Source organism: Rodentibacter myodis (assembly GCF_001999305.1).
GTDB lineage: Bacteria > Pseudomonadota > Gammaproteobacteria > Enterobacterales > Pasteurellaceae > Rodentibacter > Rodentibacter myodis.
In genome coordinates this window covers 1-15,089 of the sequence record NZ_MLHQ01000008.1, presented here as the reverse complement: position 1 = coordinate 15,089, position 15,089 = coordinate 1, and the positions used below count along the sequence as shown (strand labels likewise).

The window sequence follows — 15,089 nt, the reverse complement described above, 5'->3', positions numbered from 1 at the left end:
CCCAATGTGATTATTTTTGATAACGAATTAACCCTTCCTGTTGGGTGGTAGCGATTAATTTTCCTTCTTGTGAAAAAATTTGTCCACGCGCCAACCCACGTCCGCCAAATGCATTGTTGCTTTCAACGGCGTGCAAATGCCAATGGTTCAAATCAAATGGGCGGTGAAACCAAATACTGTGGTCAATGGTGGCGACTTTCATTCCTTGCTGTAAAAAGCCTTTTTCGTGTGGGTGAAGTGCGGTCAGAATACAGTGAAAATCCGAAAAATAGGCAAGTAAACATTGTTGAATTTTTAAATCTGCCGGCACGGTGCCGTTTGTTTTAAACCACGAATATTGCACCGGTGGCAATTTTAAGCCATTGAACGGATTATTTAAGTATTTGGTTCGCACCTCAAAAGGACGTTCTGCCATAAACGTTTCTTTCAACGGGCTAGGCAGGCTGAGTGCCAACTTCTTCATCATTGCATTTTCATCGGTAAAACTTTCCGGTGAACCGACATCGGGCATTGTATTTTGGTGAGCAAACCCTTCTTCAACGGTTTGGAAAGAGGCAGTGATATGACAAATGGGTTGGTTATGTTGAATTGCTTTCACCCGCAAGGCGGAAAAATTTCTGCCCTCCCGCAAGGTTTCCACATCATAAATGATCGGATATTGGCTTTCGCCCGGCGCAAGAAAATAAGCGTGGCACGAATGTAAAAAGCGATCTTCCGGCGCAACCTGCATTGCAGCCGATAACGCCTGCGCCACCACCTGCCCGCCAAAAACCTGCCGCAGCCCCAAATCTTGGCTTTCCCCACGAAAAATTAAATCATCGATTTTTTCTAATGTTAAAAGCTCAATTAATTGATTGACAGTATTTGACATCATTTTTTCCTTATTTCAACCAAAAGTGCGGTTTATTTTAATGGAGTTTTGTGGAATGCCAAATACCTATAAAAATAAACCGCACTTTTCTTATTTTTCTGAGTCTATTTTAACCTTGTATAATTGCCGCTTTTTTTAAATGAACTAAGGAAATAACGTGAAGCAATTAATCATAAAACAGGAAAATTTACCGCAATTTCTTCGTCAACAAACGGAGGAAGAAAACGCTTTCGGTTTATTGGAGGGATTGAGTTGTTTTTTGCGTAAGTCTGAAAAGGATCAAATCGTGCCGAGTTTGCGTTTAATGAAAAGAATTTTAAAGCAGGATCGTGAATTAGGGCGTAATGTTGCTGGATTATTGGTCGGTTGGCTGTGTAGTTTACGCCTCTATCCGCTTTTTATTAGTAGCGGTATTTTGCCGCGCGAAGGTTTTGCCCGTGAAATGAAAACACGTATTTATGAGCGTTTTAATCCTTCTTTTAAAGATGTTAATGATTTACGGGATATTTTCTATTTGTTGTTTAATGATAAAGATGATGCACATTGGATTGATGCCGTTCCGTTGAAAGAATGGTGGGGGCTGTTTGGATTACTGGCACGTTATACGGAAGAAAAAGATCGCGAACGCTTGCATAAGCATTTCCAAAATGAAGGTTTATTTGCCATTAAAATGCTTTCTATTTGGGTTGCGGCGGAAGATATGGAACCCGAATTAATGCGAATGGAACCTTCCTTATTAAATGCAGATTCGCCTTTTGTTGCTTTGCATCGAGAGGTTGCCGAATGGTTACAGGCGCGCAGTCAGGGCGGGGTGTTTGATGACAGCCATTTGCAGGTGATGTTTGATCAATGCCAACAATTAATTGAACGTTTACAAAAACGAGGGGCGCTGGTAGGTTCTTCGCTCCACGTTGCGTATTTGTTGGAACGTCTTTCACAAACGCTTGAACGATTAGAAAAACTGATGGCGATTTTTGCTTCAAATCGTTATTTACCACGCCGAATGTTGCTTTTAGTCGGTTGTTTTGCCCGTGCAGCCGCAGAGCAACACAGTATTTCCCGTTTGTGGAAACAAAGCTCAAAACTGATTGCTCGTAGTATTACGCAAAATGCAGGCGATCACGGTGAACACTATATTACACGCACTCAAAAAGAATATTGGGCAATGTTTTATTCAGCTGCCGGTGGTGGCGTGTTAATCGCATTGATGGCATTATTTAAAACCTATTTGGGCGGTATGATTGATGATAAAGTCTGGAAGGGTATTGCCGAGGGACTCAATTACGGATTAGGTTTTACCTTGATCTTTATGTTGCATTTTACCGTAGCGACCAAACAGCCTGCGATGACGGCAGCACGTTTTGCTGAGGCAGTGGAACGTAGTCCACAAGGTAAAAGTTTGAATATCAAATTGGCACAGTTGTTGGTGGATGTGTTCCGTTCCCAAAGTATTGCCGTATTAGGGAATGTGGCGGTAGCAATGAGTTTGGCTGCATTGATTGCTTTTCTTTATCAATATAAATTCGCCGAACCCTTAATGAATCAAGCACAAATTAATTATCAGCTACACAGTATTGATCCGTTAGCCGGAACATTATGGTTTGCCGCTATCGCCGGTGTATGGCTATTTTGTTCAGGGCTTATTTCAGGTTATTTTGATAACCGTAGCAATTATTTGAACACGCGTATGCGTTTACGTCAGCATCCTTTCCTTAACATCATAATGAGCGAACGCTGTCGTGCTAAATTTGCTGACTATATGCACGAGAACTACGGCTCAATTATGGGGAATCTGTGTTTTGGCTTATTGCTTGGGTTAACGGGCGTAGTTGGCTATTTAACCGGCTTACCGCTAGATATTCGCCACGTGGCATTTTCTTCTGCCAATGTGGGCTATATCGCCGTAAGCGGACATTTTGATTTTGCCTTTTTATTGCAATGTATTGCTTTTGTATTGTTGATTGGCTTAGTCAATTTAATTGTCAGCTTTTCCCTAACCCTTTGGCTGGCACTGCGTTCTCTTAATACGGGAATTGAAAGTTGGTGGGCAATTTGGTGTGAAGTAGGCAACATCATTAAACAACGCCCATTGAGTTTATTTTTACCGGTTCAGCTTGATAAATAAAAAGCAATATTATGCAGTCAACGCACAAAGAGGAAATAACCTGAATAGTAGGGATATTACGCCGGCATCTTTTATATTAACCTATTGAAATTGGTTGAATTTTAATAAGGATGCGAGGTGTCTCATCCTTACTTTTTTATTATGCAAGAGCTACATAACACCGTAAAAACTTTGCCATTATTCTCACTCCCATACTATTTATGCATTAAATTTTGTAAGAAAATTTTAATTTTCCATTAAGTGTTTATTATTTTGTTAAAAATAGGTTGTTTTGTTGTAAATGAAAAAGTATAGTCCTTAGTGATGAATATTTCATCATATATAGGAGAAAATCTATGCAACACAACTTAAACAAAACCTTATCATCGTTATTATTAGCAACAACAATATTAACAGCTCAAAATAGTTGGGCAAATACTGTATCAGCAACCTCAACAGCGGCGGCACGTTACGATAGTACAACCGATATTTTTCATCCGGTTTATGCGAAAAATGGAATGGTTGCCACTGAGCAGGCACTAGCAACTCAAGTGGGTGTCGATATTTTAAAACAAGGCGGAAACGCCGTTGATGCCGCGGTGGCAGTGGGATTTGCACTGGCGGTTGTTTTGCCTAATGCAGGCAATATTGGCGGGGGCGGTTTTATGGTGTTGCACGATGGTAAGGTGGGGCGTAATTTTTCCATTGATTTTCGGGAAACCGCTCCGCTCAATGCTTATCGTGATATGTATTTAGATCAAAATGGCAATGTGGTGGATGGTAAATCTCTATTTACCCATTTTGCAGTTGGCGTGCCGGGTACGGTATCAGGATTAGAGCTTGCGTGGAAAAAGTGGGGATCATTACCTTGGGAAACGTTAATTAAGCCGGCAATTAAATTGGCGGAAGAAGGGTTTATCGTGAGCGATACACTAGCTAATTTACTAAAAACCGAGCAGGAAATTTTAGGTAAATGGGAAAGTAGCCGTAAAATTTTCTTTAAAGATAACAGACCGTTAATGAGTGGTGAATTATTAGTACAGAAAGATTTAGCCGATTCATTAAAACTAATTGCAAAAGAGGGTTCAAAGGCTTTTTATGAAGGGAAAATTGCGGAAAAAATTGTTCAGGAGATGAAAAAGCACCAAGGATTAATTACCCTTGAGGATATGAAACAATATAAAGCCATTGAACGCCAACCCATTGAAGGGACTTATCGGGGTTATGAAATCGCTACAATGCCACCACCAAGCTCCGGTGGGATTCATTTGGTGCAAATTTTTAATATGTTGGAGAATTATCCAATTGCCGATTTTGGTGTAAATAGTGCAAAAACGATCCATTATTTGGCTGAAACGATGAAGTTGGCTTATGCCGACCGTGCCGAATATCTTGGAGATCCTGATTTTGTGAAGATTCCGGTTAGCGGATTGATTTCTAAAAAATACGCCAAAGAATTAATTCAAAACATTGATGAGCAGCAAGCCCGTCAAGCAGAGGCGATTAAACCGGGTAAACCACAGCCTTATGAAAGTGATCAAACCACCCATTATTCGGTGATGGATAAAAACGGTAATGCTGTAGCGGTAACCTATACATTAAATTTGAATTTTGGCAGCGGTATTGTAGCGGAAGGAACCGGGATTTTGCTTAATAATGAAATGGATGATTTTTCGGCAAAACCCGGTGTTGCGAATGCATTCGGATTGATTGGTGGTGATGCAAATGCGATAGCCGCTAAAAAACGTCCGCTTTCTTCAATGACCCCTACTTTGGTTTTAAAAGATAATAAACCGTGGTTGGTGACCGGTAGCCCGGGTGGGGCGCGCATTATTACAACGGTGCTACAAAGTATTTCCAATACGATAGATCACGGTATGAACCCGGCTGAAGCGATTGTCTCACCAAGGGTTCATCATCAATGGTTGCCTGATGAATTGCGTATTGAGGAAGGAATTAGTCCTGATACTTTGACGCTCTTAAAAGAGAAAGGACATAATATTAAACTTAAAGCTCCGATGGGAAGAGTACAAATTATTCAAGCGAGGGAGAGCGGATTCTACGGTTATTCCGATCCGCGTAATCCTGATGGTAAAACACAGGGCTTCTAGTGTGAAGAACTAAAATCCCCATTCTTCTATTGAATGGGGATTTTGCTATTTTAAGATCAAAACCGGTTTATTCCCATATTTGGCAACCCGTCTTGTGTTGTTGCTTAATCCTTTGGCGTTGGGTTTGCTGCTGGCGAGCATCACAATTAAATCAACGTTTTTTTCATCGGCGATACGGTTAATTTCTTCGTAAATTGTACCGTGGGCGATGATATGTTGAACTTTGGCATTCGGAGGGAAATGCTTTTGGGTAAATTCGTGTAATGCTTTATTGACTTCCTCAATCACGGATTTATCAAAATTCTTTGGTAGAAATGCGGATACGAAGCTGTCATCAACGGGTTCGACAATTGTCACCACACGAAATACGGCATTTGGCATTTGGGCAGTGAGGTTTAAGGCGTGTTCAACCACGTATTGTGAGCCTTTGGGGTTGTTGAGATCGATGACTAACAGTAATTTATTGTACATAAGTTTATCCTTTCTATTTGCGTGTCAGTCGGTATTCATCTTAAAAAAATAGAGGAAAAACCGACCGCACTTTTTGTGTTTTATTTATATTATTCTTCGGCGGCGTTGATTCCATCCCACCATTGCAAGAATAAATAAGCCCAGTATGAACATCCATTCTTTTGCCAAAGAAACCATTGGGATAGAAACATCAATAATGGTTTGATCCCAGTTTAAACCGGCTTTCGCCGCAGGAGAATCTACTTCAACCATATCAATAATGACTTTATCAATTTGTTTTCCGTCCACCTCAATTTTTTCTTGGGTGTTTAATAAGGTAAGCCCGAGGTTTTGTAAACGCTGTTGGCTATTTTCACCTTCCGGTACGCTTAATTGAGCATAAAACTCAATTTCCTTACCATACGGATTGGTGCCGGATATTTTGAGGAGAATATTCTGTCCAACAGGTGTTTTTTCCAGTTCTTGTTCCAAATGTATCGGTTCAATATGGTGTGAAGTCGGTGAAATATATTCCATAAAAAATCCCGGGCGGAAAATGATGAATGCCCCTAGTATGAGTAATACGGTTTCCCACCATTTATTTTTGACTAAGAAGTGATTCATCGTTGCGGCGGTAAATGCCAAGATGGCGATTGTTGAAACGATCGCAACCAACGTTCCTTTTGCCCACCCGACATCAATGAGCAATAAATCCGTATTAAAAATAAAGAGAAACGGCAAAATAGCGGTTCTGAGGCTATAAAAAAATGCCACCATTCCTGTTTTTATCGGATTTCCGCCGGAGACCGCCGCTGCTGCAAAAGAAGCAAGCCCGACAGGAGGCGTAACGTCTGCCATAATTCCGAAATAAAAGACAAATAAATGCACGGCAATCAGCGGAACGAGCAATCCATTTTGTTTACCCACTTCCACAATCACCAATGCCATTAATGAGGAAACCACAATATAGTTAGCGGTGGTCGGCAATCCCATTCCTAAAATCAAACTGAAGATAGCGACCAAAATCAGCATTAGGAGAATATTTCCCATTGATAATACTTCAATGATACCGGAAAGTTGTACGCCAAATCCCGTTAATGACACCACACCGACAATAATTCCGGCTGTTGCCGTGGCAATACCGATGCCAATCATATTTCTGGCACCGGTTTCCAAACCGTTCACTAATGCGTTAAATCCCTCAATAAATTGGGATTTTTTTATCGGTTGATGACGGAAATAGTGGAGTAATGGATTTTGCGTGACCAAAATAATCGCTAAAGCAACTGTTCCCCAAAAGGCAGATAAGCCCGGAGAAAGCATTTCCACCATTAAGCACCAAATCAAGATGACAACCGGAATTAAAAAATGTAAGCCGGCATTAACGGTTGGTTTGGCGGAAGGAAGTTGAACGATCGGTGCATTGGGATCATCAATTTCTAAATCCGGAAATGAGGCAACACGGTGGATTAACAAAAGATAAATGACACTAAGCAATAAACATACTATAAGGAAGGCATAATCCGGTGTGACGGTTTTTATCCACCCTAAGCCGTAATGTGTAACAAGACTTAAACCGATCACCACCAAAAGTGCGGTCATTATTTTTAATAAAGTGACTAAAATAGCGTTTGGCGGATCGGTGCGTGGTAAGCCTTTCAAGTTCATTTTTAAGGCTTCCAAATGCACGATATAAACCAAGGCGATATAGGAAATTAATGCCGGTAATGCCGCGTGGGTGATGAGTTGGCTATATGGCATATTGACATATTCAATCATCAAAAAGGCAGCCGCGCCCATTACCGGTGGCATAATTTGCCCATTGACTGATGACGCCACTTCAACTGCCCCTGCTTTTTCTGCAGAAAAGCCGACCCGTTTCATCATTGGTATGGTGAAAGTGCCGGTAGTGACCACATTGGCAATGGATGACCCTGAAATTAATCCTGTTAAACCGGAAGAAACCACTGCAGCTTTAGCCGGGCCGCCACGTAAATGTCCCAAGTAGGCAAAGGCGGTTTTTATAAAATAGTTACCCGCACCGGCTTTATCCAATAATGCACCGAACAAGACAAAAAGGAACACATATTTGGTCGAGACACCTAAAGCAACGCCAAATACGCCTTCGGTTGTCACCCATTGTTGGTTCACCATTTGTGAGAGTGAGCCGGAGCGGTGGCTGATAATCCAGTCGGCAGGGAGGAATTGTCCGAAATAGTTATAGAGTAGAAAGACAGAAGCGATGATAACAAGGGGTAAACCAAGACTTCTTCGACAGGCTTCCAATAATAAGAGAACGCCCAAACAACCGGCGATAATATCTTGTAGATTAGGCGCACCAAAGCGGGTGACTAAACCTTCATAGAAGAAAATGTAATAAGCCCCAAGGAATGCACCTAATAATGCAAATGCCCAATCGTGGTAAGGCACGCGTTGTTTAGGGGAATTGGCAAAAGCAGGAAAAGCTAAATATGCTAAAAAGAGGGCGAAAGCCAAATGAATGGAACGTGCTTTGGTGTCATCAATGACGACATTTAAGTCCCAACCCCAGCCACGGACGACTTCTTGTAGCCAAAATGGAAATGGGGAGGTGTAGTAAAGTTGAAAAACCGACCATAAAATAGCGGTGATAATAATTAATTTTTTGGTGAAACCTTTTGGGTTTCGACCGCCGGCATCATTTGATGCCACCATATCCTGTAGATCGTCATAATCTATTTTTTCAGATTTTAGCGACATAAAATCCTCCGAGTATAAATCTCTAACCAACAAACATAAAAGGCAGGGCGAGCCTGCCTAAATAGAATAAAACGGATTATTTTAACCAACCACGTTCTTTATAATAACGAATTGCCCCTTCGTGCAATGGTGCGGATAAGGCATTTTTGATCATTTCCTCTTCTTTTAAATGTGCGAAAGCAGGATGTAATCGTTTGAAACGATCGAAATTATCAAACACGGCTTTTACTACCGCATAAACGCTGTCTGCATCCACATCGGCAGAAGTGACTAAAGTGGCATAAACGCCAAAGGTATCCACCGGATTATCCGTGCCTTTATATAATCCGCCCGGAATTGTAGCTTTGGCATAATAAGGATTATCGGCAACCAACTTATCAATTTCTGCACCGGTAATTGGCACAAGATGAGCATTACAAGATGCCGCCGCTTCTTTTAATGCACCGTTTGGGTGACCTACGTTATAAGTAATGGCATCTAAATTGTTATCACACATAACCGATGCCATTTCCGCCGGTTTTAATTCAGAGGCGACTTTAAATTCTTTATCCGTCCAGCCTTTTGCCGCCAAAATAACATTCATTGTGGCACGCGTGCCGGAACCGGGATCGCCCACATTCACACGTTTACCTTTTAAATCATCAAATTGTTGAATGGCAGAATCATCACGAGCCATTAAGGTGAATGGTTCGGGGTGAATAGAAAAAATCGCACGAAGTTTATCGTTTTTCTTACCTTCAAAAGAACTTGTACCGTTATAGGCGTGATATTGCCAGTCGGATTGGGCAATTCCCATTTCCATTTGATTTGCGGCAATCGCATTTAAATTGGCAACCGATGCGCCGGTGGAGGGAGCATTACATTTAATTTGTGTTTTTGCCGTATCACGATTAACCAACTGACAAATGGATTGACCGACCACATAATAAACACCGGTTTGTCCGCCAGTGCCAATGGTGACAAATTTTTCCGCGGCTTGTGCTGAAATCGCGCCCATTGCCAATGTTGCAGCAAGAGAAAGAATGGAATATTTTTTGGAAGATAGTTTCATAGATAGGCCCTCTTATGATAGGAATTTTATGATGTTGTGTTGATTTAATTGCAACTTTGACAAAGTATATGGGTTTTTTATGGTACGCAATCGTTTTCTTTTGAAAATATGACGAGGTTCACATTTTTTTAACATTAGAAATACCTTGATCACGTATTAAAACCAAAAACGCAAGAAAATCTTGCCATATTTTCATTTATCAACATTTTCACCTTTTCCGTACTTTCATTTTTTTCCTTTTACGTTATGATACGGCTCATTTATTTTTCAAATATGATGAATTATTTTAATGAAGCCCACTTTTCTTGAAATTCGACATCTCAAAACACTGCTTGCCTTAAAAGAAACCGGCAGTGTTTCTGCGGCAGCGAAACGGGTTTATCTCACCCAATCGGCACTTTCTCATCAAATAAAACTCATTGAAGATCAATTCGGCTTACCGCTATTTGAGCGAAAAAGCAATCCCCTGTGCTTTACGGCAGCCGGAGAACGTTTAATTCGCCTTGCCAATGAAGTGATACCTAAAATTATTGATGCGGAACGGGATTTAGTGCGTGTTAAACACGGTGATGCGGGACAATTACGCATTGCCGTGGAATGTCATACTTGCTTTGATTGGTTAATGCCGGCAATGGATGAATTTCGTTTACACTGGCCTTTGGTGGAGTTGGATATCGTATCCGGCTTTCATACCGATCCGGTGGGCTTGTTGCTTTCTCATCGGGCGGATTGTGTCATTGTGTCTGAAATGGAAGCCAATGACGAGGTGATTTTTCGACCGCTCTTTTCTTATGAAATGGTGGGGATTTGCTCAAAAGATCATCCGCTGGCGGCAAAACCAATTTGGCAAGCGGAAGATTTTGTTGATGAAACTTGGGTTACTTATCCCGTGCCGGACGATATGTTGGATCTGTTACGCAAGGTATTGAAACCAAAAGGAATTAATCCCACACGCCGCACAACGGAACTGACGATAGCAATGATTCAGTTGGTGGCAAGCCGCCGAGGAATTGCAACCGTGCCTTATTGGGCGGCATTGCCTTATTTAGAAAAAGGTTACGTGGTGGCAAGAAAAATTACCGATGAAGGCTTATACAGCGATTTATATATTGCAATTCGTAAGGAAGATCAAAAACTAGCCTATCTGGATGATTTTTATCAAACCGTTCAATCACAAAGTTTTTCAACCCTACCGGGGTTATCTGTTTTAGCGTGAGAAGTATCGATGGCATTTTCTCAACAACATCCTATTCGTGCTGCGGCGAAAGCCGCCTTCCCTTACAGTGCGCCAATGATTGCCGGATTTCTTTTTCTTGGTGTGGCATACGGCATTTATATGAAGGCACTGGGTTTTGGCTTTTTATATCCAATGCTGATGGCGTTATTAATTTATGCCGGATCTGTCGAATTTATCGCAGCGGGCGCATTAATAGCCCCTTTTTCGCCATTAAGTGTTTTATTGATCACCTTAATGATAAGCGGTCGCCAAATTTTTTACGCTATTTCAATGCTCGAAAAATACGGTGTGCAACTTGGCAAAAAACGCTGGTATTTAATTAGTGCTTTGGTCGATGAATCTTTCTCGCTTAATTATATGGCGGACATTCCACCTCACTTAGACAAAGGCTGGTATATGTTCTTTGTGAGTTTATATTTGCATATCTATTGGGTGCTGGGCGCAACCGTAGGAAATTTATTTGGTGAAATTTTGCCTTTTGATTTAAAAGGTGTGGAGTTTGCGATGACGGCACTTTTCTTGGTGATCTTTGCGGAAAACTGGTTAAAAGAAAAATCCCACGAAAGTGCTTTGCTTGGTTTAGGCATTGCTTTTGCTTCATTACTGATTGTAGGAAAAGAACATTTTCTTATCCCAACCTTAATCGGCATTTGGCTTGTTTTAACATTACGCCGTCCTAAATTAGGGACAAAATTGGAGTCACTAAAATGACGTTGACCGAACAAATTATGACGATAGGTATTTGCGTATTTGCCGTGCAATTTACCCGTTTGCTGCCATTTTGGGTATTTCCTGCCAATCGTCCGATTCCGCCATATATTCGCTATCTTGGAAAAGTATTGCCGGCGGCGATGTTTGGAATGTTGGTAGTCTATTGCTACAAAAATATTGACGTATTAAATGGCTACCACGGCGTTCCCGATTTTCTTGCCGGAGCATTAGTGTTGGGATTGCATTTCTGGAAAAAGAATATGTTTCTTTCCATTGCGGTGGGGACAATTTTCTATATGATTTTGGTGCAAACCGTGTTTATTTGATCTTACTTTGCGGTGAAATAAAAATTCTTTATTGGGCAATCGGTTGCCTTTATTTCACCCCTTTTTTCCCTTTCTAAAATGGTCTATTATGCCCCACAATTATTTTTAATGAACGAGTAGTATTATGGAATTTAACACGATTGAATTATTAGGTTATATGGCGACTTTTTTTGTAGCCACCTCATTTTTATTCAAATCCATTATTCATTTACGCATTGTCAATAGTATCGGTGATGTACTTTTTGTGATTTATGGCATTATTATCGGTGCTTACCCCGTTGCCGTACTGAATGCTTTTCTTGTTTGCGTGAATCTTTACCAGCTTTACCGTTTGAAAAAAGAGAAGGCTTAAAATTTACCGTATTCTGTAACATTTACACCATAAAGCAAAAGTAGGCACGCGATGCCGATGTGGTGTCTCTACTATTACATTATTTGGGCTTGTGCGTTTGTTTCATTATGCAGAAAAACATTGCAAATTTTAACCGCACTTTTACCACATCTGATAAAGCGCAATTACCAATGGCATCGTAAAGACACAAAGAAAGGTAGTAATGCCATAAATGGCACTGGCTTTTTGAGCATTATTGCCAAAAATCAATGCCATTTGGGTTACAGTGGCGGCGGAAGGGCTGGTGGTGGCAAGAAAACTGATCATTGCGATAGTATTCCCCTGTTCAACCCAAGCGGAAAAACCACAGAGCTTGAAGATCACCATCAAGAAAATCGGAATAATCAATAGACGTAATGCGGTGATAAGATAGATACGCCGAGAGGAAAAAATACTTCGCAAAGGAATGGAGGCAATCAACATTCCGGCAATTAACATCGCATTCGGCCCGATAAAAATCCCCACGGCAGAAAGTGTACCGTTAATAAAATTCGGTAGTTTTATTTGAAAAGCAAAGAGAAGAATACCAATAAAAATTGACCATAAATTGATGTTTTTTAAGATCACTTTTAGGCTCAAATTTCCCTTTCCAACAATAATCATACGGCAATGTGTCCAGAATAAAAAAGTTTGCACTACAATAAAACAGCTGGCGTAAATCACCCATTCTTTACCAAATAACGACATCACAATTGGAATAATCAAATTGCCGGAATTGGAATAAATGGCTGCGGCGTGTTCAATAGCATCCAGTTTTAGCACCCGTTTTAACACCGTCCCCAGCACGATTAAAATAATATGTAAGAAAACCGCCATACTAAGCGAAAGTATTAAACCTTGTAGAATTTCCGGAGTGTAATTAATTTGAAAGGCTTCAATCATCACCGCCGGACTAATAATATAAAGCCCAATAATGGAAAGCGGTTTACTGTCTTCCGATTTCAACAATTTCGATTTTACCAATCCATAGCCCATCAAAACGATAAGCGTTAATTCAATAATTTTGTTACCGAGTAAAAATGCAATATCCATAATATTTGTGTCAGAATGTTGTTGTGATAAAAGAAAAAATCAGATTTCTGTCGCAATCATTATAAACCGCTTTAAGCTAATTCCCTTGATTCAAATTAAATAATGGGGAAAAGTGCGGTCAAAAAAGCACGTCTTTTTCAACCGCACTTTCCTTAGAGCAGAAACACATAAGGTAGGGCATTCATCACGCCGGTGGTGGTGAGGGCTAAAATCATTTTAGAGGTGCCGAACATTAAACCTTGGTTTTCCCCTTTATCCAGTCTAACCAAAATATTGGCAAGTGCCGTATTGGCGAACAGGCTGACGATAGCAAAAACACCCAAGTAAAGAAACGCAGTTACAATAGACAGATATTGCAGGCTATAAAACCAAGGCAAAAGCAATAAGATGATCAATATCGGGGCGATAAAGACCATCTTTGTAATGCCAAAATTGATACGGCGTGAGAAGTAAGGTTGGAGCAATACCGCAATCAGATTATTGATGAAAAAGGCAATGGAAACCAATTCTTGGCGATCGAGCAAATTAGTGAAAATATAAGGGAAAATCACATAAAATGCCGTCCCCAGACCAAGTGGAATGAAAAGCAATAAATGGGCAGAAATAAAGCGTTTGGTAAGCACGGCTTTTATATCACGAAAGTGAAAGCGTTTGCCCACAATCGCTGCACATTCTGTTTTGAACGATAGGGTTTTTGCCATCACCAGAACCATTGAAATTTCAATGGCACAGCTTAACCAAATTAACCATTCCGCCTTACGATAATAAACAAAGGGTAAGGAAACCAATGGGGCGACCATTGAAGCAAGGCTGGATATACGGAGGAATTTTCCTTGCGCCCGAGCCTTAGCGGTATAGTTATTTTGTGCATATTCGAGCAGAAAGGCGCGGGCGTTGGTGCTAAATAAGGTGCTGCCTAAACCAAAAAAGAGGGTGGCGACCAATAAAAGCGGATAGCTATGTGTGGTGAGCAATAAAATATAGGCGGTAGCATCTAAAATACAGCCAAGCATCATAATCCACGAACGACCAAAACGATCGCCCCAAGCACCGGCAAAAAGGGAAAAGGCTTGGCTGGCAAAGACTAAGACTGAAAAAGAAGTGGTGATTTGGTCGGCTTCAAAGCCTTTGTAATATTGCAAATAAACGAAAAATACGCTTTGCATTGCAGTATAGGCAAGTCCGGAGAAGAATTTCCGCCATAAAATCATATCTTGTGTATTCATAAAATCACTTTATAATTTGGCACAATTTGTGCTCATAATATAGCCTAAAATAAGTCAGGTAAAAATGAAAAAAATTGAATTTTGGCATTCGATTGTTGCAGTAATTTTGGGTTTAAGTGTGTCGGTTGCTGCCGGTTATCCGGCAATTAAGACGATTCAAGCCGAACGGGAACAAACCAAATCTTATATTATTAAATTAGATAAAATTTTACGTGATGCCCTGATAAAAAATGATCTTGAAAAAATAAGCCGTTTATTGTCGGATGATTTTGAACTTTATACGATTAAACGCGGTGTACTGAATAAGCAACAATGGCTTGAAGAAATTCGTTCCGGCAGAATGAATTACAAGGAATTTGCCAACGATCGCCGAATGTTATTTCAAGGAAAGCAAATTTCAGGCGTTGTTGAAATCAGTGGTGTTTTTTGGGGACATCAAGCGGAGAATTATCCTATTGAGATGAGTATTCGGGCGGTAGAACGTAACGATAAACAAAGAATTAAATGTATAACGTTAAAGAACATATTTTGATTTAGGAAGTTTCTTTTTCGCTAAGATATAAATCTTTGCTGAGTAATAAAGAGATTTTTAAATGTATTGTTAAATATAAAAAGTAACCCTAGATAAAGATACTTGAATTTTTCAAAAAAATTTATAAAATGGTAAAATTTTAATTTTATTAAATATTATAGTGAGTACATAATGTTGCAGACAGCAGACAGCAGACAGCAGACAGCAGACAGCAGACAGCAGACAGCAGACAGCAGACAGCAGACAGCATAGCATAGTAAACCTTTTAGGTTTTTCTTCCCCGCTACTTAAACCCAAGGTTAAACATT

The 15,089-nt window shown here is 40.4% G+C and carries 13 protein-coding genes; 7 read left to right on the top strand and 6 right to left on the bottom strand.

The features are described from left to right. Positions 1–10: 10 nt before the first annotated feature. Positions 11–871 (bottom strand): acyl-CoA thioesterase II, encoded by an 861-nt coding sequence (gene tesB, locus BKL49_RS02345; protein ID WP_077423031.1) that lies wholly within the window; start codon positions 869–871, stop codon positions 11–13. 169 nt (positions 872–1,040) lie between these two features. Between tesB and BKL49_RS02340 the strand changes: the two genes are divergently transcribed. Next, positions 1,041–2,996 (top strand): site-specific recombinase, encoded by a 1,956-nt coding sequence (locus tag BKL49_RS02340; RefSeq protein ID WP_077423175.1) that lies wholly within the window; start codon positions 1,041–1,043, stop codon positions 2,994–2,996. A 335-nt stretch (positions 2,997–3,331) separates the two neighbouring features. Beyond that, positions 3,332–5,086, top strand: coding sequence for a gamma-glutamyltransferase (gene ggt / locus BKL49_RS02335; RefSeq protein WP_077423030.1), 1,755 nt, complete (start codon positions 3,332–3,334; stop codon positions 5,084–5,086). Positions 5,087–5,131: 45 nt separating this feature from the next. Here the strand turns inward: ggt and BKL49_RS02330 are convergent, their stop codons facing one another. The 3 genes from BKL49_RS02330 to BKL49_RS02320 all read right to left on the bottom strand — a co-directional run bounded on the left by BKL49_RS02330 (position 5,132) and on the right by BKL49_RS02320 (position 9,326). Next, the gene (locus BKL49_RS02330) at positions 5,132–5,557 is read right to left on the bottom strand and encodes a universal stress protein (RefSeq protein WP_077423029.1); all 426 of its coding nucleotides are present in this window, start codon (positions 5,555–5,557) and stop codon (positions 5,132–5,134) included. A gap of 84 nt (positions 5,558–5,641) precedes the next feature. Next, positions 5,642–8,275 carry a TRAP transporter permease gene (locus tag BKL49_RS02325; protein ID WP_077423028.1) on the bottom strand — a complete coding sequence of 878 codons (2,634 nt, stop codon included), beginning with the start codon at positions 8,273–8,275 and terminating at the stop codon, positions 5,642–5,644. Between the two features lie 76 nt (positions 8,276–8,351). Next, positions 8,352–9,326 (bottom strand): TAXI family TRAP transporter solute-binding subunit, encoded by a 975-nt coding sequence (locus tag BKL49_RS02320; protein WP_077423027.1) that lies wholly within the window; start codon positions 9,324–9,326, stop codon positions 8,352–8,354. 289 nt (positions 9,327–9,615) lie between these two features. On the opposite strand from BKL49_RS02320, the gene BKL49_RS02315 reads away from it, so the two are divergent. The 4 genes from BKL49_RS02315 to BKL49_RS02300 all read left to right on the top strand — a co-directional run bounded on the left by BKL49_RS02315 (position 9,616) and on the right by BKL49_RS02300 (position 11,952). Continuing rightward, positions 9,616–10,542 carry a LysR family transcriptional regulator gene (locus BKL49_RS02315; protein WP_077423026.1) on the top strand — a complete coding sequence of 309 codons (927 nt, stop codon included), beginning with the start codon at positions 9,616–9,618 and terminating at the stop codon, positions 10,540–10,542. Positions 10,543–10,551: 9 nt separating this feature from the next. Continuing rightward, positions 10,552–11,274, top strand: coding sequence for an azaleucine resistance protein AzlC (gene azlC / locus BKL49_RS02310; protein WP_077423025.1), 723 nt, complete (start codon positions 10,552–10,554; stop codon positions 11,272–11,274). Further along, a complete protein-coding gene (locus BKL49_RS02305; RefSeq protein ID WP_077423024.1) occupies positions 11,271–11,600 on the top strand; it encodes a branched-chain amino acid transporter permease in 330 nt (109 codons plus the stop codon). Before azlC ends, BKL49_RS02305 begins: the two co-directional genes overlap by 4 nt. Before the next feature lie 124 nt (positions 11,601–11,724). Next, a complete protein-coding gene (locus tag BKL49_RS02300; RefSeq protein ID WP_077423023.1) occupies positions 11,725–11,952 on the top strand; it encodes a YgjV family protein in 228 nt (75 codons plus the stop codon). 141 nt (positions 11,953–12,093) lie between these two features. On the opposite strand, the gene BKL49_RS02295 is transcribed toward BKL49_RS02300, so the two are convergent. Then, the gene (locus BKL49_RS02295) at positions 12,094–13,023 is read right to left on the bottom strand and encodes an AEC family transporter (protein WP_077423022.1); all 930 of its coding nucleotides are present in this window, start codon (positions 13,021–13,023) and stop codon (positions 12,094–12,096) included. A gap of 152 nt (positions 13,024–13,175) precedes the next feature. Then, complete coding sequence (locus BKL49_RS02290) at positions 13,176–14,249, bottom strand: MFS transporter (protein WP_077423021.1); 1,074 nt, start codon at positions 14,247–14,249, stop codon at positions 13,176–13,178. Positions 14,250–14,313: 64 nt separating this feature from the next. On the opposite strand from BKL49_RS02290, the gene BKL49_RS02285 reads away from it, so the two are divergent. Beyond that, positions 14,314–14,781: a nuclear transport factor 2 family protein gene (locus BKL49_RS02285; RefSeq protein ID WP_077423020.1), complete on the top strand. Its 468-nt coding sequence runs from the start codon at positions 14,314–14,316 to the stop codon at positions 14,779–14,781. The last annotated feature ends 308 nt before the right edge of the window (positions 14,782–15,089 follow it).